Genomic DNA, 17,488 nt, shown 5'->3' with positions numbered 1-17,488 from the left:
TTCAGCCTCGCAGGATGTAGACCCGCTCCACCAGGCTGTCGACGCCGGCCTGCACGAACTTCCAGCTCTCGCCGAGAATGTCCTGCGCCGCTTCCTCGCTCACCTGCCAGCGCTCACCGAACAGTGCCCGCACCTCGCCATCCGGCACCGAGAACGGCGGACCGTCCAGTTGCGCCTGGTCGTAATCCATGGTCACCAGCACGCCACGGCAACCCTGTGGCAGCAAGGCATTCAGCTGCGCCGCATAGCGCTGGCGCATCTGCGGCGGAAGCGCGATCAGCGCGGCGCGGTCGTACAGCCCCACGCAATCGGCCAGGTCCTCGGCACGCAGTTGAAAGAAGTCGCCACACCAGATTTCCACGCCCTCGCTGCGATAACAGGTGAACGCGCCGTGCTGGTAGCGCTCCGGCTGCAATTGCTGCTCGACGAAGAAGTCCTCGACCGCCCGCTGCGACAACTCCACACCCAGCACCCGCAGCCCCTGCCCCGCCAGCCAGGCCAGATCCAGACTCTTGCCGCACAGCGGCACCAGCACCCGACTGCCGGGCTCGATGCCCAGCGTCGGCCAGTACCTCGTCAGGTACGGGTTCACCTGATTCTGGTGGAAACCGATCTGGTTGCGCTCCCAGCGCTTGTGCCAAAAATCCGCTTGCATGCCAACCTCGAAAATTTCGATCAAATACTGCGAAAACTTATATTGGAATTAGATCAATGATCTGCCTGAAGATGGTGGCCATCATAACCTTCAGGACTTCCAAGATGCTCCCCAGCCTGTTCATTTCCCATGGATCACCGATGCTGGCCCTGGAACCGGGCGAAAGCGGTCCGGCCCTGGCCCACCTGGCCGCAAGCCTGCCGCGACCGAAGGCCATCGTCGTGGTTTCGGCGCACTGGGAGAGCCATGACCTGCGGGTGGCCAGCACACCACGTCCGGCCACCTGGCACGACTTCGGCGGCTTCCCGCCGGCGCTGTTCGCCGTGCAGTACCCGGCGCCCGGCGAGCCGGCGCTGGCCGAACGGGTAGCCAGCCTGCTCGAGGATGGCGGAATACGGGCCGACCTGGACCCGAAACGGCCCTTCGACCACGGTGCCTGGGTGCCGCTGTCGCTGATGTATCCACAGGCCGATATCCCGGTGGTGCAGGTCTCCCTGCCGAGCCTGCTTGGCCCGGCATTCCAGGAGCGGGTGGGACGCGCGCTGGCATCGCTGCGCGAGGAAGGCATCCTGTTGATCGGCTCGGGCAGCATCACCCACAACCTCGGTGAGCTGGACTGGCGCGCCACGGGTGATGACGCCGCGCCCTGGGCCCTGGCCTTCCGTGACTGGGTGGTGGAAAAGCTCGCCGCCAACGACAGCGCCGCCCTCCTCGACTATCGCCGCCAGGCACCGTTCGCGGTGCGCAACCATCCGAGCGATGAGCACCTGCTGCCGCTGTATTTCGCCCGGGGTGCTGGGGAACGATTCGGGATCGAGCACCAGGGGTTTACCCTGGGAGCCCTGGGGATGGACATCTATCGCTTCGATTAAGGCCTCATCGCGGGCATTGCCCGCGATGAGGTCCGAACAGGCAAAAAAAATCCCCGAACCAGTCGGGGATTTTTTCATCGCTCGCGGATCAATCTTCGCGATAACGGCGCAGCTTCAGCTGCTTGCCGGCAACGCGGGTGTCCTTGAGCTTGGCCAGCAGACGGTCCAGACCTTCTTCCGGCAGCTCGACCAGGCTGAAGCTGTCACGCACCTGGATGCGACCGATCGCTTCGCGGGCCAGGCCGCCTTCGTTGAGGATGGCGCCCAGCAGGTTCTTCGCCGCGATACCGTCACGCGCACCCAGCGCGGTACGGCAACGAGCCCGACCTTCGCCCAGCGGCATCGGCGCACGACGCTCACGCTCGCCACCGCTACGCTCGGAACGCTCACCGGTACGCTCGCGCGGGGTGTAGCTCGGCACCAGCGGCTGCTCTTTCTCGACCGCTTCCAGGGTCAGCGCCTGACCGTTGGTGGCCTTGCGCAGCAGGGCCGCGGCCAGGGCACGCGGGCTGCAACCGATGTCGGCGGTCAGACGATCCAGCAGGTCGCCATGGCTCGCTTCGGCATCGGCAACCAGCGGCGCGAGGCTGTTGGTCAGCTTCTTGATGCGCGCATCGAGAACGGCCTGGGCGTTCGGCAGACGAACTTCAGCAACCTTCTGCCCGGTAACGCGCTCGATCACCTGCAGCATGCGGCGCTCGCGCGGGGTGACCAGCAGCAGCGCACGGCCTTCACGACCGGCACGGCCGGTACGACCGATACGGTGTACGTAGGACTCCGGATCGTACGGCATGTCGACGTTGAATACGTGGGTGATGCGCGGTACGTCCAGACCACGGGCAGCGACGTCGGTGGCGACGACGATGTCCAGGCGGCCGTCCTTCAGCGAGTCGATCACACGCTCACGCTGGTTCTGGGCGATGTCGCCGTTCAGCGCGGCGGCCTTGTAGCCTTTGGCTTCCAGCGCGCTGGCCAGGTCCAAGGTGGCCTGCTTGGTACGCACGAAGGCGATCAGCGCGTCGAATTCCTCGACTTCCAGCAGACGCAGGACGGCGGAAACCTTCTGGTCGGCGTGGACCATCAGGTGTGCCTGCTCGATGGCGGTCACGGTCTGGGTCTTGCTCTGGATCTTGACGTGCTTCGGCTCGCGCAGGTGACGCTCGGCGATGGCACGGATCGACGCTGGCAGGGTAGCCGAGAACAGCACGGTCTGACGGCTTTCCGGCATGGCCTTGAAGATCACTTCCAGGTCATCCATGAAGCCCAGCTTGAGCATTTCGTCGGCTTCGTCGAGCACCAGGTGGTTGACGGTAGCCAGGACTTTCTCGTCGCGACGCAGGTGGTCGCAGAGACGGCCCGGGGTTGCGACGACGATCTGCGCGCCGTTGCGGATGGCTTTCAGTTGTGGGCCCATCGGGGCACCACCGTATACGGCCACCACGGTCACGCCAGGCATCTGCTTGGCGTAGGTTTCGAATGCGGTAGCTACTTGCAACGCCAACTCACGGGTTGGCGCCAGGATCAGGGCTTGCGGCTCGCGCTTGCTCGGGTCGATGCGGTTCAGGATGGGCAGGGCGAACGCGGCAGTCTTGCCGGTACCGGTCTGCGCCTGACCGATCATGTCATGACCGGCGAGAATGATCGGGATCGATTGTTGCTGAATGGCGGACGGCTCTTCGTAGCCGGTCGCCAGAACGGCAGCAACAATACTTGGATGAAGATCGAGAGCGGCGAAGCCGGCGGTTTCCTGGGTCATGGGTCTGCCTCTAAGTGCATCCGCAAAGACCCATGCTCCAAAGCTGCGCATGCCTTGTAAGACCCGAGGGTCACCCTGGCAGCTTTGTCGGCGGGGATTTGCGAAAACGATTGAAGATAAAAGAACGTCAAGGAGAGTCCGCGATGCGGACGCGCAGCCGAAGGTGGCTTCGGGAAGATTGCACTACCTAAACGAGGTCCGTTGAAAGACCGGCGCGCATCATACCTGAATTCGCCATTCCCGTGAGAGCTTTTTTTCGGAAAACGACGACCGCAAGCCTTGGAACGACGCGTCTCGTCGATCTCCAAGGCCCCTGTGATGCCGAAAACCGGGGCTGAATGGCTGAAACGATTTACTCAGGATGCCGGACGAATCACCTCGATCAGCGAGTTCAGGGAATAGCCCAGGCGCGGAGCCAGGGCCTCGGCGCGGGCACGCAGCCCGGCTTCGTCAAGGGTCTGGTCGAGGTCGGCGGGCACCAGCAGGATCACGTTGCCCTCCTTCACCGGCAGCTCCCAGTAGTGTCGGGAATACAGGCCGCGCAACAACGCCGCGCCCAGCGGCCGGCCATCGTCGCCAGCCCACTGGTTGATCACCAGCCAGCCACCGGGATTGAGACGCTTCTGGCAGTTTTCCAGAAAACCCCAGGCCAGGTGACCGACGCCGGGACCGTGGTCGGTGTACAGGTCGACGAAGATCAGGTCGGCGGGCTCCGCCGTCGGCAGCAGTTCCAGGGCGTCGCCAACGCGGATGTACAGGCGCGGGTCGTCGTCCAGGCCGAGGTATTCGATGGCCAGGCGCGGCACGTCCGCACGCAGCTCGATGGCCTCGACATCGTCCAGGGGCAGGAACTTCAGGCAGGCCTGGGTCAGGGTGCCGGCGCCGAGGCCAAGAAACAGCGCGCTTTCCGGCTGCTCGTGGCACAGCGCACCGACCAGCATGGCACGGGTGTAGTCGTACTCCAGCCAGCTGGGATCGGCAGTGAACACGCAGCTCTGCTCGATCGCCTCGCCGAATTCGAGAAAGCGGTAGTCCTCGACTTCGTACACGCTGATGGTGCCGAACTGGTCGTGCACCTGCGCCAGCAGCCGCTCTTCCCGCTCTGTCATGCTGTCTCCCGGCAACCCTGTCTGCCCAAGCAAAAGCCGGCATTGTCCGTCAATGCGCGCAGTGCAACAAGGCGTGTGGCGGGTGATAGCATGGCAGGCATGCATTTCGCCTTTAGCCGATAACGAAAAGAGCCTGTGATGAGCCAACCCTGGAGTCCCGATAGCTGGCGCGCCCTGCCGATCCAGCAACAACCCGTCTACCCCGACGCCGCGCACCTGCTGAAGGTCGAACAGAGCCTGGCCAGTTATCCACCGCTGGTCTTCGCCGGCGAGGCCCGCGAACTGCGCCGGCAGTTCGCCGAAGTGACCCAGGGCCGCGCGTTCCTCCTGCAGGGCGGCGATTGCGCGGAAAGCTTCGCCGAGTTCTCAGCGGCGAAGATTCGCGACACCTTCAAGGTCCTGCTGCAGATGGCGATTGTCATGACCTTCGCCGCCGGCTGCCCGGTCGTGAAGGTCGGGCGCATGGCCGGGCAATTCGCCAAACCGCGTTCGGCCAATGACGAAACCATCGACGGCGTGACCCTGCCGGCCTACCGCGGCGACATCGTCAACGGCATCGGTTTCGACCCGCAGAGCCGCGTGCCGGACCCGGAACGTCTGCTGCAGTCCTACCACCAGGCCACCGCCACCCTCAACCTGCTGCGGGCCTTTGCCCAGGGCGGTTTCGCCGACCTGCACCAGGTGCACAAGTGGAACCTGGACTTCATCGCCAACTCGGCCCTGGCCGAGAAATACAGCCAGTTGGCCGACCGCATCGACGAAACCCTGGCCTTCATGCGTGCCTGCGGCCTCGACACCGCGCCGCAACTGCGCGAGACCAGCTTCTTCACCGCCCACGAAGCGCTGCTGCTCAACTACGAGGAAGCCTTCGTCCGCCGTGACAGCCTGACCGGCGACTACTACGACTGCTCGGCGCACATGCTGTGGATCGGCGACCGCACGCGTCAGCTCGATGGCGCCCATGTCGAATTCCTGCGCGGGGTGAACAACCCGATCGGGGTCAAGGTCGGCCCGAGCATGAATACCGAGGAACTGATCCGCCTGATCGACATCCTCAACCCGGCCAACGATCCGGGCCGTCTCAACCTGATCGTGCGCATGGGCGCGGAGAAGGTCGGCGCGCACCTGCCCAACCTGATCCGCAGCGTCGAGCGCGAAGGCCGCCAGGTGCTGTGGAGCTCGGACCCGATGCACGGCAACACGATCAAGGCCAGCAGCGGCTACAAGACCCGCGACTTCGCGCAGATCCTCAGCGAGGTGAAGCAGTTCTTCCAGGTCCACCAGGCCGAAGGCACCCACGCCGGCGGAATCCACATCGAGATGACCGGGCAGAACGTCACCGAATGCATCGGCGGCGCCCGGCCGATCACCGAGGATGCCCTCTCCGACCGCTACCACACCCACTGCGACCCGCGGATGAACGCCGATCAGTCGCTGGAGCTGGCCTTCCTCATCGCCGAAACCCTCAAGCAGGTTCGCCGCTGATTTCCAGCCGGGCCAGCGCCTCGCGCAAGCGCGGGGTGCCGGCCCGCCGGCAATTGACCTGCACCACCCGCAGCCCCAGCCACCCGGCCAGTCGCCCCAGACTGGCGGCCAGGGCGTGAATCCCCGCCTCGTCCAGCCCCGGTTCTTCCTCATGCAGGGCATGCACGGCCAGGCACTGCCGCGCGCGCTCGGCACGCAGGTCGACCCGTGCGGCGATGCGCCCGTGGTGCAGGAATGGCAGCACGTAATAGCCGTAGACACGCTTGTGCGCGGGCGTGTAGATCTCCAGGCGATAGCGGAAATCGAACAGGCGCTCGGTGCGCTCACGCTCCCAGACCAGCGAGTCGAAAGGCGACAGCAGTGCGCTGGCGATGGCCTTGCGCGGAATGCGCGGCGCCCCCAGGCAATAGGCGGGCGATGTCCAGTCTTGAACCTCGCAGCGCTGCAACAGGCCCTCTTCGAGCAATTCGGCGACACGGGCGCGGCTGTCCGCCGGGGCCAGACGGAAGTAGTCGCGCAGATCCCTCTCGGTAGCGACCCCCAGTGCCGTGGCCGCATGCAGCACCAGCGCGCGCTGGGCGTCGGCTTCAGCGGGCTCCGGCTGGGCGAGCACGGCCGGCGGCAACACACGCTGCGGCAGATCGTAGAGCCGCTCGAAACCACGGCGCCCGGCCACCACCACCTCGCCCGCGGCGAACAGCCATTCCAGCGCATGCTTTTCCGCGCTCCAGTCCCACCAGGGACCGGCGCGTTCCTCGCGGGTCGACAGGCTGCCAGCGCCCAGCGCCCCCTGCTCGGTCACCGCGGCCAGGACCCGGGCGATGGTGGCCTGCTGCTGGCGGCCGAATTCCGCCAACTGCCGATAGATGCCCTGCCCCTGGCGCGCCCGGCGCATGCGCCAACGCAGCAATGGATACAACTCCAGCGGCAGCAGCGAGGCTTCATGCCCCCAGTACTCGAAGAGCTTGCGCTGACGGCCCCGGCCCCAGGCCAACTGGTCGAGCAGTTCAGGCGCGTAGTGACCAAGCCGGGAAAACAGCGGCAGGTAATGGGAGCGCACCAGGGCGTTGACCGAATCGATCTGCACCACCCCAAGCCGGCGCAGCATCCGCGCCAGTTGCGAGGTGCTGGCAGAGCCCTCGCCCGCGACCGCGGCGAAGCCCTGGGCGGCCAGGGCCAGACGGCGCGCCTGGGCCGCTGAAAACGATTGAGTGGTGGACATGGCGAACTCCCTGCACGCGAGACCCACTACAGTAGCCCCGCCGAAGCGGGGCCGCGACTGCTTTCAGATCTTGAACGCCAGCATCAGCGCGCAGACCACCAGGAACGCGCAGAACAGCGAGCGCAGTACCTTTTCCGGCATCGCATGGGCCAGCTTCACGCCCCAACTGATACTGAGCAGACCACCCACGGCCAGGGGAATGCCCATCATCCAGTCGACGTGCTGGTGCACGGCGTAGGTCAGCAGGGTCACCGAGGTACTCGGCAGCGCCAGCGCCAGCGACAACCCCTGGGCCACCACCTGGGTGGTACCGAACACGCTGGTCAGCACCGGCGTGGCAACCACAGCGCCACCAACCCCGAACAGCCCGCCCATGACGCCGGCGAAGCTGCCCAGCACGCCCAGCCACGGCCACGGCTGCCGCAGCTCGCTGGACGGCGGCGTGCTGCGCAGGAAGATGCGCAGCAGGTTCCACGCCGCCAGGGCGACCAGGAACGCGACGAAACCGATGCGCATGCTGCGCGCATCCAGGCCCACCGCCCAGATCGAACCGAGCCAGGCGAAGACGAAACTGGCACCCGCCAGCGGTACCGCATAGCGCAGTTCGATTCGGTTGCGCTGGTGATAACGCCACAGCGCCAGCATCACATTCGGCACCACCATCACCAGCGCGGTGCCCTGGGCCAGTTGCTGGTCCAGACCGAACAACACGCCGAGCGCCGGAATCGCGATCAAACCGCCACCGATGCCGAACAATCCCCCCACCGTACCCAGGGCTGCGCCCAGGGCGATATACATCAACCACTCGATCATGCCGGCCTCGTCAATCAGATCATTGGCGGCATGCTACCGAGGCCGGGCTAGCGGGGAAACGCACAGCAACGCACAATGGCTTTGCCAATTTCGCATAAGCGAGCCCCTGATGAATCCCGATGCCCTGACCGAACAGCTCGGCCTGTTTCTCGATGTGCTGGAGACCGCCAGTTTTTCCGCCGCCTCCCGGCGCCACCCGCTGACACCCTCGGCAGTGGCGCGGCGTATCGACAGCCTGGAGAGCGCCGTGGGCAGCCGTCTGTTCGTGCGCAGCACCCACGCGGTGCGCCCCACCCCGGCGGGTATCGCCTTCGCCGAACGGGCCCGGCGTATCGTCGAGGAGCTGCGTCTGGCCCGGGCCGAAGCGGTGTCCCTGAGCAATGCACCGGAGGGCCTGATCCGCATGGACGCGCCAGCGGCGTTCGGACGTCGGCACCTGGCCCCGGCCATCGCCGATTTCCTCGTCGCCTACCCTGGCCTCGACGTGCAACTGCGCCTGATCGACAGCTTCGTCGACCTGCACGGTGCGCACCTCGGCGAGGTGGATCTGGTACTGCGTGCCGGCCCGCTGGCCGATACCCGGCTGGTGGCGACGCCACTGGCCTACATGGTGCGCATCGCCTGCGCCAGCCCGGCCTATCTGCGCCAGCGTGGCGTCCCGACAAGCCCCGCGCAGCTGCCGGAACACGACGGCCTGGACTGGGACGGTCTCGCCCCGCCGTTCGCCTGGCGTTTCGACATGGACGGGCAGATGCGGGTATGGCGCCCTTCGCGCATGCGCATGACGGCCAACAACGCCGAGACCCTGCTGTTCGGCGCCCTGGCCGGCCTCGGCATCGCCCACCTGCCGACCTGGCTGATCAGCGAGTACCTGCTGCGCGGTGAACTGCTGCCACTGTTCTGCGACAACGGACTGCCGCCAACTGAGTCCACCGGCATCTATGCACTGCGCCTGGAACATGAAACGAACTCTCGGAGTCGTTTGCTGCTCGAATTCCTCAAGAGCCGGTTCAGTCCGGTGCCGCCCTGGGATCTGGCACTGCAGAGCGAACTGAGCTGGCGATAGCGCTAAATACTTGCGTGCTAAAATTCAAAGCTCCAACCAAGAAAAGGATTGGCATGAACGCTGACACCGAAGCTCCCGACCGCTGCGACGAGTTGCTGCTCGACAACCAGGTGTGCTTTGCCCTGCACTCCACCTCGTTGTTGATGACCAAGGTCTACAAACCGCTGCTGCAAGCGCTGGGCCTGACTTATCCACAGTACCTGGCGATGCTCGTGCTGTGGGAACAGGACGCGCTGACCGTCGGCGAGATCAGCCAGCGCCTGCTCACCGATCCAGGCTCGCTCACACCGCTGCTCAAGCGCCTGGAGGCCGAGGGACTGCTCAAGCGCACCCGCAGCCGTGAGGATGAGCGGGTGGTGATCGTCGAACTCACCGATGCCGGCCGTCAATTGCAGCAGAAGGCGCGCACAGTGCCGCACTGCATTCTCGGCGCCAGTGGGCAATCGGTTGAGCGCCTGCGGCAACTGCAAGCGCAATTGCTGGAGTTGCGCGAGCACTTGCAGAAAAGCCTGTAACGGCTCTGCCATGGGGCTTGAGCCACGATAGCCAGCCCTGTCGCAGTACCGTTTGGCGGATCGCTTGAAAATTTATCTTGCGCACTAAATAATTGCGCGCTAGTTTTATCCCCGTACCCAGACAGCGCCACCGGCGCACAACGTTCACAAGACAACGTTCACAAGGTTCGAGGAACTCCCCATGAAAACGCTCTACACCGCAACCGTAACCTCCACTGGTGGCCGCGATGGCCGTGCCGTTTCCAGCGACGGCATCCTCGACGTGAAACTGGCCACGCCGAAGGAACTCGGCGGCGCTGGCGGCGCGGCGACCAACCCCGAGCAGCTGTTCGCCGCCGGCTACTCGGCCTGCTTCATCGGCGCCTTGAAATTCGTCGCCGGCCAGAGCAAGCGCCAACTGCCCGCCGAGACCTCGATCACCGCCGAAGTCGGGATCGGTCAGATCGAAGGCGGCTTCGGTCTGGACATCGACCTGCGCATCAGCATCCCGGGTCTTGAGCAGGCCGACGCCCAGGCACTGGTGGACGCGGCGCACAAGGTCTGCCCGTACTCCAACGCCACCCGCGGCAACGTCGACGTCCGCCTGCACGTCAGCGTCTGAGTTTTCCACAGGCACAAAAAAACCCGGCCGAGGCCGGGTTTTTCGTGGACGCCAGGAAGATTACTTCTTGGAGCGGCCCTTGAAGCTGTTGTCGCGAGTGTCGATGTCGATCCACTCGTCGATCTGGATGAAGTCGGCAACCTGGATCTCGGTACCGTTCTTCAGCTTGGCAGGCTTCATGACCTTGCCGGAGGTGTCGCCACGAGCAGCGTTCTCGGTGTAGACGACCTGACGGCTGATGGTGGTCGGCAGTTCCACGGAGACCAGGCGGCCTTCGAAGAAGACGGCTTCGCAGATGTCTTCCATGCCTTCTTCGATGTACGGCAGAACGGCGTCGATGTCTTCGGCGTTCAGTTCGTACATGGTGTAGTCGGAAGTGTCCATGAAGGTGTACGAGTCACCGCTGATGAACGACAGGGTCGCTTCTTTGCGATCCAGGATCACGTCGTCCAGCTTGTCGTCCGCACCGTAGACGGTTTCGGTCTTGTAGCCGGTCAGCAGGTTCTTCAGCTTGGTCTTCATGATCGCGCTGTTACGGCCCGATTTGGTGAACTCAGCTTTCTGAACCAGCCACGGGTCGTTGTCGATCCGCAGTACGGTACCGGGTTTCAGCTCTTTACCAGTTTTCATTACGAAGTATCCGAATCTGGATGGATTTATAAAAATCGAGGCCGCGTATCATATCCAATTTCGGTAAAACTGCACCAGCGCCGTGGCAAGGTCCGGCCGAGCGGCCTGCTCCGCGCACCACTGGCGGGCGTGAGCGGCCAGTTCATCCCAGTGCGGCAACAACTGTTTCCAGGCCGCGCCCATGTCGCGATCCATGTTCCAGGCCCGCCACAGCTCCACCAGGGCCGCCGCCGTGACGGGCGACAGCCCCTGGGTGTAGTGGTCGAGAAAGGCTTCGAGTTTTTCCCAGTGGGCATACTCCTCCTGCACATAGATGTGCCAAAGCAGCGGCTTGCCCGCCCACTGCGCGCGAACGAAGGAATCCTCGCCACGCACCGCGTTGAAATCGCAGCTCCACAGCAGCCGGTCGTAGTCGTCCTGGCGCACGAACGGCAGGATCTGCACGGTCAGCGCGCCACGTCGATGCACTGCACCGACGCCTACCTCCTCCTCACCCAGCCAGGCCTGTACATCACCGAGAATGCGCCCTTCCGGCACCAGCAGGTGACTGGGCCGGACATCCTCGGCCAGGGCATCGAGCCAGCTGGCCAGCCCGGAATTCTCGTAGGCGAACAGCGACAGCAGGCGACTACCAGGCTGCAGCGCCACGCCCAGCGTGCGCAGGAAGGCATCGCGGTCGAACGCATCGCGCTGCGCCAGCAACCCGGCTTCGCGCAGCAGTCCGCCTGTGCCCTGGGTGAAGCCCGGGAAGAAAAACACCTTGCGCAAGCCATTGGCCTGGGGTGATGGCAGGCCGTGACAACCTTCGACCCAGTCCTCGGCGCTGAGGTATTCGAGGTTCAGCCACAGGGCCGGCGCCGGCCGCCGGGTCATGGCCTCGATGTATTGCGCGGGGATCTGGCAACCGAAGGCGCCGATGACCACATCGGCCACCGCCACCGGCGCCCAGTCTGCGCCCCAGTGCCAGACCTCGACGCCCGCCTGCAGCTGGTGCGGCGCCTGCACCTCGGCCTCCGGGCAGATCCGCGCGAACGCCTGCAGTTCGTCGACCCACAGGCGCACCGTCAGGTCGTGCTCGGCCACCAGTTGCCGGGCCAGCCGCCAGGTCACCCCGATGTCGCCGTAGTTGTCGACCACGCGGCAGAAGATATCCCAGGTCGGTTTCATAACAGGCACCTCTTGCGCCGCAGACAAATGTTCGCCAATTGTCCGGATTATCGCGTGCCGACAAAAGTGCCGCCTGCGATCGCTCGTGCGACAATCCCGCCCCTGTCCTGGCCAGGAGGTTGCCATGTCCTACCGAGCACGTCGTCGTGAACTGAAGGTTTCCCCGAAAATGCTGCCGCTGATCGTCGCTGTCGCCCTGGGCCTGTGGCTCGGCTTCGTCGCCATCGGCCTGACCCTCTGGGGCGCCTGGCAACTGCTGCCGTCGCTGCATGAGCCGGTGACCGCGGCGCTCAGCCAACCGCTCGCCCCGGCCCCCGCGCGCCAGCCGCCAGCAGCACGCCAGCCAGGCGCGGCGGAGCAGTCGCCGGAGCAGAACCACATGTTCGAGCAATACCAGCAGGCACTGCAGAGCCAGCAGATCGAAGATGCGCAAAACCGCGCCGAGGAAAACCCGCGCAACCTGTCCAATCCCAAGTGCCAGTTCTGGCTGCAACAGAACCGCACCGCCCCGACCGAGAAGAGCCGGGCCAATGTCCTTGAGTTCTGCCGTTGAGATGAACAAGACCGAACTGCTGCATGCCATCATCGAACGCCTGGGCGTGGACCTGGACGTCCTTCAGCGCGCCGCACAGACCGCCTACGAGACGGCGACCGCGGAGGAGAACATCGCCGAGAACAAGTACGACACCCTGAGCCTGGAAGCGTCCTACCTGGCGACCGGCCAGGCCCGGCGCATGGAGGAGATTCGTCAGGCGCGGGCTGCTTACCTGCAACTCAACCTGCGGGATTTCGACCCGGGGCTGGGAATCCAGGTGAGCAATCTGGTGCTGCTGGAGGATGAGACGGGGAATCGGCAGCGGGTGTTCATCGGCCCGGAAGCTGCGGGTTTGAAGATTGGCGAGGGGGCGGAGCTGGTGACGGTGATCACTCCGCGTTCGCCATTGGGCCAGCAGTTGCTGGGCAAGGCCGAGGGGGATGAGGTGGACCTGGGTGGGGGGCGGCAGGTGCTTGAGGTGATATCCATCGAATGAGTGGTTGTGCCTGCGGGCCTGATCGCGGGCAACGCCCGCTCCCACAAAGGTCCGTGGTGCACGCAATCAGGCCCTGAAGAGCCCCCCCGGCAGTCAGGCCAGCGCATCGAACTGCCTGTCCAGGCCCTGCTCCCTGAACTGCTCCAGCACGAAATCGACGAACACCCGGGTCTTCCCCGGCAGCAACTTGTGCTGCGCGTAGTACAACGAAATATTCCCGTCATCCACATACCAGTCCGGCAACACCCGCAGCAGACTCCCCTTCCCCAGATACGGCACCGCGAACGGCATGCTCACCAGCGCCACGCCAAGCCCCTGCTCCGCCGCCGCGCAGGCGGCCTCGGAGTCGGACATGGTCATGCGCGGGCGCAGGTTCAGCGGACTTTGTTCACCGGTACGGCTGGTCAGTGGCCAGGAGCGCACACGTCCGGTCTGCGGGGAGCGGATCAGGATCCCGTCCGCCTCGGCCAGATCCTCCGGCTGGCGCAGCGGCCCGCAACGGTCCAGGTACTGCGCGGACGCCACCAGAATCCGATGTGCCGGCGTCAGCTTGCGCGCCACCACCCCGGGCGGCAGGTCGAAACCACCACCAATGGCCGCATCGAAACCCTGGGCAATCAGATCCACCTGACGGTTATCGAAGTGCCAGTCCGGCGTGATCGCCGGAAAACGCCGAAGGAATTCACCCAACAGGGGCAGGATGTACAGCCGTCCGAACACCGTGCCCATGCTGACCTTCAACGTGCCCGCCGGCTGCCCCTCGATGCTGGCGATGTTGGCTACGGCATGCTGGATCGTCTGGAAGCTGTCACGCACTTCGCCGAGAAAGCACTGCCCCGCCTCGGTCAGGGTCAGGCTGCGGGTACTGCGCTGGAACAACCGCACGCCGAGCCGCGCCTCCAGACCGGCGACATTCTTGCCCACCGCCGCCGGCGTCAGGCTCAGGCGCCGGGCGGCCTCGGCGAAGCTGCCCACTTCGGCACTGCGCAGAAAGCACTCTATGCTGCTGAAGGTTTCCATCACGAGATTCCAAACCAGGAGTTTATTCAGACTATAGCGATTAGTGGATTATCAGTAGCCAATCTCCCCCCGATACTGGGCCCATCCACAAGGCACCCAGCCTTGTCTTTTCAGGAGCACCAGCAATGTCGATTCAACAGAACCTCAGCGGCAAAGTGGCACTGGTCCAGGGCGGCTCGCGCGGTATCGGCGCGGCCATCGTCAAACGCCTGGCCGAACAGGGCGCCGCCGTCGCCTTCACCTACGTCAGCTCGCAAGCCGGCGCCGAGCAGTTGCAGAACGAAATTCGCCAGAACGGCGGCAAGGCCCTCGCGCTGAAGGCCGACAGCGCCGACGCCGCGGCGGTGCAACAGGCCGTCGAACTGACCGTCGAGCACTTCGGCGGCCTCGATATCCTGGTAAACAACGCCGGGGTGCTGGCGATCGGCGATATCGCCGAGTTCAGCCTGGAGGACTTCGATCGCACGGTGGCGGTCAACGTGCGCAGCGTGTTCGTCGCGACCCAGGCCGCCGTGCGGCATATGGGCCAGGGTGGCCGCATCATCAATATCGGCAGCACCAATGCCGAGCGCATGCCCTTCGCCGGCGGCGCCACCTACGCCATGAGCAAATCGGCGCTGGTCGGCCTGACCCGTGGCCTGGCCCGTGACCTCGGGCCACGCGGGATCACCATCAACAACGTGCAGCCCGGCCCGGTGGACACCGACATGAACCCGGCCCATGGCGAATTCGCCGACAGCCTGATCGGATTGATGGCGGTAGGTCGCTACGGGCATGTCGAGGAAATCGCCAGCTTCGTCGCCTACCTGGCCGGCCCTGAAGCCGCCTACATCACCGGGGCCAGCCTGACCATCGACGGTGGTTTCGCCGCCTGATGCCCTATCCCGCCGCCAGCTGTCTTTCCAGCAACTGGATAAAGGCACTGGCGGCCGGGGTCGGAGTTTTCGACCAGATGGCGTACAGATGCCGCACCGGCGCATCGCTCACCGGCAGTACCGCGACCCGCTCGAAGCCGTTGGCTATCCGCTCCGCCACCAGGCCCAAGGCCAGACCGCGCTGAACGAACTTCTCGATCAGGCCGGTGGTGCCCACTTCGAATTGCACCCGGTGACGCAAGCCGGCGGCGGCGAACGCCTCGTCGGTCTGGCGCCGCGCTCCGGTGCCGGCCTGAAAGTCCACCAGCGGCTGGTCCTCCAGATCCGCCAGGGCCAGGCGCTTGTGGATAACCAACGGATGCTCCGGCGGCAAGACCGCCACCAGTTCCTCCTTGGCCAGCAGGCGCCATTCGACCCCCTCCAGCGACTCACCCGGCCACACCCCGATGAACGCCACATCCAGGCGGCGCTCGCGGACATCGCCGATCATCACTTCGCTCTTGCCCATCAGCCAGCGGATGTCCACCCGCGGGTACTGGTGATGAAAGCCCGCCAGCAGGTCGACCAGATCCAGCGCGGTGAGCGAACTGATTTCACCGATGGACAGGCGCCCGCGCACCTCGCCAGACGCCGCGGCCACTTCGTCGGCGATACGCCGCGCCGCCTCCAGCGCGGTGCGCGCGCTGGGCACGAAGGCCTCGCCCGCCGCGGTCAGGCGCACCCAGCGCGAACTGCGTTCGAACAACGCCGCGCCCAGTTGCTCTTCGAGGCGGGCGACCTGATGGCTGAGGGCCGACTGCACCACATGGCAACGCTCGGCGGCACGGGTAAAGCTGCCGGTCTCGGCGACCGCCAGGGCGTATTCGATCTGTTTCAGGTTCATTCATTCATCTTCTTTCGAGATTGATTCGATGAAAACGATGCATTGGCGTCATCCTAGCGCATTTCCCATACTGCCCTCCTCATCCCTCGAATGGAGACGGCCATGACCGTCACGCCGCCCCTGAGCCGCGCCCTGATCCTGCTGATGGCCACCGCCGTGGGTCTCGCGGTGGCCAGCAACTATTACGCGCAACCGCTGTTGCACAGCATCGCCGCGCATTTCGGCCTGAGCACCGCCAGCGCCGGCGGCATCGTCATCGCCGCGCAACTGAGCTACGGCGCCGGCCTGCTGTTGCTGGCCCCGCTGGGCGACCTGTTCGAACAACGCCGACTGATCGTCAGCATGATCACCATCGCCACCATCGGCCTGTTGATAAGTGCCTTCGCCCCAAGCCTGCCGTGGCTTTTGCTGGGCACCACGCTGACCGGCCTGTTCTCCGTGGTGGCCCAGGTACTGGTGCCCATGGCCGCCGGCCTCAGCGATCCCGCCGAACGCGGGCGCGTGGTCGGCACCCTCATGGGCGGACTGCTGCTGGGGATCCTGCTGGCGCGCACCGCCGCCGGATTCATGGCCAACCTCGGCGACTGGCGCAGCATCTATCTGCTCGCCGCCGGGCTCATGGCCCTCAGCGCCGTCGCCCTGTTCCGGGCGCTGCCGCAGCGGCGGCAACATGCCGGGCTGGCCTATCCGGCACTGATCGGTTCGGTATTCCGTCTGTTCGCCGAGGAGCCGGTGCTGCGTCTGCGCTCACTGCTCGGGGCATTTTCCTTCTGCCTGTTCGCGCTGTTCTGGACACCCTTGGCTTTTTTGCTGAAGGCCGAGCCCTACAACTATTCAGATGGAACGATCGGTCTGTTCGGCCTGGCCGGCGCCGCCGGAGCCCTGGCGGCGAACTGGGGCGGACGCCTGGCCGACCGTGGCAAGGGTGCCCAGGGCACCCTCTTCGGTCTGCTCATGCAGATGCTCGCCTGGGTGCCGCTGGCCTTCGCCCCGACCTCACTGGCAGCCTTGCTGATCGGCGTGCTGTTGCTCGACCTGGCGGTGCAACTGGTGCACGTCAGCAACCAGAACGCGGTCATTGCCCTCCGCCCGGAAGCGCGCAACCGCCTCAACGCCGGCTATATCACCTGCTATTTCATCGGCGGCGCAACGGGCTCGCTGCTGGGGACCCAGTTGTTCCAGCACTGGGGCTGGGAGGCGATCGTCCTGGCCGGCCTGGCCCTGGGCGCACTGGCGCTGATGATCGGGTGGCTGGCCGGAAGAAAGGTGATGGACGTCAGAACCGTCTGACAGACTTCATACCCTCCGTCGCCTGACGATTGACTTGAGGGTATCCGGAGCGCTCAGTAGCGATTGGTCAAAAAAGCCCTCTCAACCTGGATTACCCCTATGACAAGACTCACCGTTCAGTCCGGCGATTTCTTGCAAGGTGAAGGCGAGTACCGCAATGGATCGCTCACACTCAAGACCGCCACAAGCCCCTCACCGGGCGAAAAGATCGCACTCTCCCGCATCAAGGACATGAAAGTCGCCAACCAGGAAACCAGTCGCAACCTGAGCAGTGCCCTCGGCTGGGGCGTGGCCGGCTGCCTGATGGCCGGTCCGCTGGGCTTGCTCGCCGGGCTCTGGCTCGGTAGCAAGGACGAGGAAATCACCTTCCTCGCCACCTTCAAGGATGGCCGCAAGCTGCTGGCGGTCACCGACGGCAAGACCTGGTCGAAACTGGACGGCAACTGGCGCCGCCGCACCCAGCAGCAGCCAGCGAAAACCTGAATTCCAGCGTCACCC

19 protein-coding genes are annotated in these 17,488 nt (G+C 65.1%); 10 read left to right on the top strand and 9 right to left on the bottom strand.

The genetic code is table 11. The features are described from left to right. Window position 1: 1 nt before the first annotated feature. A complete protein-coding gene (locus tag CHB99_RS15875; RefSeq protein ID WP_042122556.1) occupies window positions 2-655 on the bottom strand; it encodes a thiopurine S-methyltransferase in 654 nt (217 codons plus the stop codon). 104 nt (window positions 656-759) lie between these two features. On the opposite strand from CHB99_RS15875, the gene CHB99_RS15870 reads away from it, so the two are divergent. After that, entirely contained in the window at window positions 760-1,527 is a 768-nt protein-coding gene (locus CHB99_RS15870; protein ID WP_042122558.1) for a DODA-type extradiol aromatic ring-opening family dioxygenase, read from the top strand. 88 nt (window positions 1,528-1,615) lie between these two features. On the opposite strand, the gene CHB99_RS15865 is transcribed toward CHB99_RS15870, so the two are convergent. Both CHB99_RS15865 and CHB99_RS15860 read right to left on the bottom strand, forming a co-directional pair. After that, entirely contained in the window at window positions 1,616-3,283 is a 1,668-nt protein-coding gene (locus tag CHB99_RS15865) for a DEAD/DEAH box helicase (RefSeq protein WP_042122350.1), read from the bottom strand. Between the two features lie 356 nt (window positions 3,284-3,639). Next, entirely contained in the window at window positions 3,640-4,392 is a 753-nt protein-coding gene (locus CHB99_RS15860) for a spermidine synthase (RefSeq protein ID WP_042122351.1), read from the bottom strand. 138 nt (window positions 4,393-4,530) lie between these two features. On the opposite strand from CHB99_RS15860, the gene CHB99_RS15855 reads away from it, so the two are divergent. Next, the gene (locus CHB99_RS15855) at window positions 4,531-5,877 is read left to right on the top strand and encodes a class II 3-deoxy-7-phosphoheptulonate synthase (protein ID WP_042122352.1); all 1,347 of its coding nucleotides are present in this window, start codon (window positions 4,531-4,533) and stop codon (window positions 5,875-5,877) included. Here CHB99_RS15855 and CHB99_RS15850 read toward each other — a convergent pair. Both CHB99_RS15850 and CHB99_RS15845 read right to left on the bottom strand, forming a co-directional pair. After that, window positions 5,858-7,099, bottom strand: a complete 1,242-nt coding sequence (locus CHB99_RS15850) for a winged helix-turn-helix domain-containing protein (protein ID WP_042122355.1) — start codon at window positions 7,097-7,099, stop codon at window positions 5,858-5,860. The two genes, CHB99_RS15855 and CHB99_RS15850, sit on opposite strands and share 20 nt — an antisense overlap. Window positions 7,100-7,162: 63 nt before the next feature. Beyond that, entirely contained in the window at window positions 7,163-7,912 is a 750-nt protein-coding gene (locus CHB99_RS15845; RefSeq protein WP_042122357.1) for a sulfite exporter TauE/SafE family protein, read from the bottom strand. A 109-nt stretch (window positions 7,913-8,021) separates the two neighbouring features. On the opposite strand from CHB99_RS15845, the gene CHB99_RS15840 reads away from it, so the two are divergent. The 3 genes from CHB99_RS15840 (at window position 8,022) to CHB99_RS15830 (ending at window position 10,094) form a co-directional block, all read left to right on the top strand. Then, on the top strand, window positions 8,022-8,978 hold the full coding sequence (locus CHB99_RS15840) for a LysR family transcriptional regulator (protein WP_042122359.1): 957 nt from the start codon (window positions 8,022-8,024) through the stop codon (window positions 8,976-8,978). 53 nt (window positions 8,979-9,031) lie between these two features. Then, a complete protein-coding gene (locus CHB99_RS15835; RefSeq protein WP_042122361.1) occupies window positions 9,032-9,493 on the top strand; it encodes a MarR family winged helix-turn-helix transcriptional regulator in 462 nt (153 codons plus the stop codon). 181 nt (window positions 9,494-9,674) lie between these two features. After that, window positions 9,675-10,094 carry an organic hydroperoxide resistance protein gene (locus CHB99_RS15830; RefSeq protein WP_042122363.1) on the top strand — a complete coding sequence of 140 codons (420 nt, stop codon included), beginning with the start codon at window positions 9,675-9,677 and terminating at the stop codon, window positions 10,092-10,094. Between the two features lie 60 nt (window positions 10,095-10,154). Here the strand turns inward: CHB99_RS15830 and efp are convergent, their stop codons facing one another. Both efp and earP read right to left on the bottom strand, forming a co-directional pair. Continuing rightward, the gene (gene efp / locus CHB99_RS15825) at window positions 10,155-10,724 is read right to left on the bottom strand and encodes an elongation factor P (RefSeq protein WP_008092676.1); all 570 of its coding nucleotides are present in this window, start codon (window positions 10,722-10,724) and stop codon (window positions 10,155-10,157) included. A 48-nt stretch (window positions 10,725-10,772) separates the two neighbouring features. Further along, complete coding sequence (gene earP, locus CHB99_RS15820) at window positions 10,773-11,891, bottom strand: elongation factor P maturation arginine rhamnosyltransferase EarP (RefSeq protein ID WP_042122366.1); 1,119 nt, start codon at window positions 11,889-11,891, stop codon at window positions 10,773-10,775. A 124-nt stretch (window positions 11,892-12,015) separates the two neighbouring features. On the opposite strand from earP, the gene CHB99_RS15815 reads away from it, so the two are divergent. Then, a complete protein-coding gene (locus tag CHB99_RS15815; RefSeq protein WP_042122368.1) occupies window positions 12,016-12,444 on the top strand; it encodes a hypothetical protein in 429 nt (142 codons plus the stop codon). A gap of 1 nt (window position 12,445) precedes the next feature. Further along, window positions 12,446-12,922, top strand: coding sequence for a GreA/GreB family elongation factor (locus tag CHB99_RS15810; protein WP_042122369.1), 477 nt, complete (start codon window positions 12,446-12,448; stop codon window positions 12,920-12,922). A 93-nt stretch (window positions 12,923-13,015) separates the two neighbouring features. On the opposite strand, the gene CHB99_RS15805 is transcribed toward CHB99_RS15810, so the two are convergent. Next, entirely contained in the window at window positions 13,016-13,942 is a 927-nt protein-coding gene (locus CHB99_RS15805) for a LysR family transcriptional regulator (RefSeq protein WP_042122370.1), read from the bottom strand. A gap of 125 nt (window positions 13,943-14,067) precedes the next feature. Here CHB99_RS15805 and CHB99_RS15800 point away from each other — a divergent pair, with 125 nt between their 5' ends. Next, window positions 14,068-14,817 (top strand): 3-oxoacyl-ACP reductase family protein, encoded by a 750-nt coding sequence (locus CHB99_RS15800; RefSeq protein WP_042122371.1) that lies wholly within the window; start codon window positions 14,068-14,070, stop codon window positions 14,815-14,817. Window positions 14,818-14,821: 4 nt separating this feature from the next. Here the strand turns inward: CHB99_RS15800 and CHB99_RS15795 are convergent, their stop codons facing one another. Continuing rightward, on the bottom strand, window positions 14,822-15,700 hold the full coding sequence (locus CHB99_RS15795; RefSeq protein ID WP_042122372.1) for a LysR family transcriptional regulator: 879 nt from the start codon (window positions 15,698-15,700) through the stop codon (window positions 14,822-14,824). Window positions 15,701-15,802: 102 nt separating this feature from the next. Between CHB99_RS15795 and CHB99_RS15790 the strand changes: the two genes are divergently transcribed. Further along, window positions 15,803-16,990, top strand: coding sequence for an MFS transporter (locus CHB99_RS15790; RefSeq protein ID WP_042122373.1), 1,188 nt, complete (start codon window positions 15,803-15,805; stop codon window positions 16,988-16,990). Window positions 16,991-17,089: 99 nt separating this feature from the next. Further along, on the top strand, window positions 17,090-17,473 hold the full coding sequence (locus CHB99_RS15785) for a hypothetical protein (protein ID WP_042122374.1): 384 nt from the start codon (window positions 17,090-17,092) through the stop codon (window positions 17,471-17,473). Window positions 17,474-17,488 lie beyond the last annotated feature (15 nt).

This window comes from Pseudomonas japonica (assembly GCF_900188455.1).
Lineage (GTDB): Bacteria > Pseudomonadota > Gammaproteobacteria > Pseudomonadales > Pseudomonadaceae > Aquipseudomonas > Aquipseudomonas japonica.
Note: the sequence above shows the minus strand (reverse complement) of the source record. Positions and strands in the feature narration are given on the sequence as shown.